The organism is Chryseobacterium sp. SIMBA_028 (genome assembly GCF_046535285.1).
Classification (GTDB): Bacteria; Bacteroidota; Bacteroidia; order Flavobacteriales; family Weeksellaceae; genus Chryseobacterium.
Window position 1 is genome coordinate 1 of the sequence record NZ_JAWRWZ010000924.1, and the last position, 228, is coordinate 228.

At 68.0% G+C, this 228-nt stretch carries 1 protein-coding gene; it reads right to left on the minus strand.

Translation table 11 applies throughout. The features are described from left to right. A partial coding sequence (locus SCA31_RS25915) for a hypothetical protein (protein WP_410699803.1) occupies positions 1-228 on the minus strand: 228 nt, incomplete at both ends.

Consider the following 228-nt stretch of genomic DNA (forward strand, 5'->3'; position numbering starts at 1 on the left):
CTTGCAGCAGGGGGTGTGTTGAGCGCAACGAGGCTGCCAGCGGAGCGAGCAATTGCGCCGCAGCCGTCGAGAATCCGCCAAGGCCGAAGCGGGACTGCACCTGGTCGCCGGCTTCCATGGCCGCTGCGCGCAGGCTCTCCCACTCGGAAATGAGGGTGTCCGAACCCTCCACGAGGAAGCGGCCGGTGGCGGTCAACCGCACACCCCGGCCGTCCTTGGTCAGGAGTT